Raw genomic sequence first — 1,244 nt, forward strand, 5'->3', positions numbered from 1 at the left:
TATCGTCGCTGGGCAACAGTGTATGGCGATGCCATGGTGACGCTTATTGACCGCATTCTACGCGGCGTAAAGCACGAGGAACAGGCTTACAACAGCTGCAAGGGTATCCTGCACCTGTGCAATGATGTCCCTCGCCATATCGTGGAAGAGGCAGCGCAGACCTGCATCGACGCGTCTGCCTGTAAATACTCCTATTTCAAGAAGGCTCTCAGCCGCCTTATGAACCACGAGCAGGCCTCTGGTGATACTCGTGGCCGGCTTCCAGAGCATGAAAACATTAGAGGGAGGGACAGCTACAAATGATGCCTTCCCCCAATCTTAACGCGGAAGAAATTGCTCTCTGTGAGCGGCTCCGCAGCCTCAAGTTATCCGGCATGGCCGATGCCCTTGAGACTCAACTCATGGATCCGAATGCAGACCTCGTTCCATTTATGGAGCGTTTTTCTACTATTGTGAACCAAGAATGGCAGATTCGGTACAACAAGAAGTTTTCAAAGTTTATGAAGAAGGCTCAACTGCGCTATCCAGATGCCGCCCTGGATGAAACCATCTATGACCCAGCCCGCAAGCTGGATACCGCGTCTATTGAGCGTCTGGCTACCTGCCACTGGATTGATGAAGGCAAAAACCTTCTGATTACCGGCATGACAAGCAGCGGGAAGACCTATCTCTGCAATGCCCTTTGTGTCTCTGCCATCCAACAGTTTAAAACCGTGCGCTATATCCGCGCCAATATTCTGATGCTGGAACTGGAACAGGCTCGCCTGCAGACAACCTATCTCGATTATGTTTCATCTCTTGCCAAGCTGGACTTGCTGGCGATTGATGACTTCGGCCTTATGGATCTCGACTTGGATAAATGCCGTGACCTTTTTGAAGTTATTGATGGACGCGATGGCAGGAAGTCCACCATTATCGTTTCACAGTTCCCAATCCACACATGGTTTGATCTGTTCCAGGAGCACACCTATGCTGATGCCTGCCTTGCGCGCATTACGGACAAGCGCCACAGCTACCGCCTGGAGATGAATGGCATTAGCATGAGAGACGCAGTCAAGTAAGCTTCCTTGGGTGGCTTTCTCAGGAGACCAGCGGCCACAACTCTGTGAGGAATTGCGGCCGCTGGCCGCTCAGAACGGATGGACGGCGCTTCACGCCGTTTGGAATGGAACGGCTACGCCGTTTGCGTTGGAATGGGCGCACCGTTCCTCCGGAACGGGCGCTCCGTTTGACTGGAATTCGCA

At 52.6% G+C, this 1,244-nt stretch carries 2 protein-coding genes; both read left to right on the forward strand.

Translation table 11 applies throughout. The features are described 5' to 3' along the window. A partial coding sequence (locus tag ACTQ3R_RS16510) for a hypothetical protein (protein WP_441780229.1) occupies window positions 1-303 on the forward strand: 303 nt, incomplete at its 5' end. After that, window positions 300-1,061 (forward strand): ATP-binding protein, encoded by a 762-nt coding sequence (locus ACTQ3R_RS16515; RefSeq protein WP_441780230.1) that lies wholly within the window; start codon window positions 300-302, stop codon window positions 1,059-1,061. The genes ACTQ3R_RS16510 and ACTQ3R_RS16515, both read left to right, overlap by 4 nt. The last annotated feature ends 183 nt before the right edge of the window (window positions 1,062-1,244 follow it).

The sequence above is a fragment of the Lawsonibacter sp. LCP25S3_E2 genome, from assembly GCF_052117285.1.
In the GTDB taxonomy this organism is placed as follows: Bacteria; Bacillota; Clostridia; order Oscillospirales; family Oscillospiraceae; genus Lawsonibacter.

What these genes read in the sequence shown, in the direction of transcription:
- ACTQ3R_RS16515 (WP_441780230.1), top strand. Translation starts at nt 300, where the DNA reads ATGATGCCTTCCCCCAATCTTAACGCGGAAGAAATTGCTCTCTGTGAG.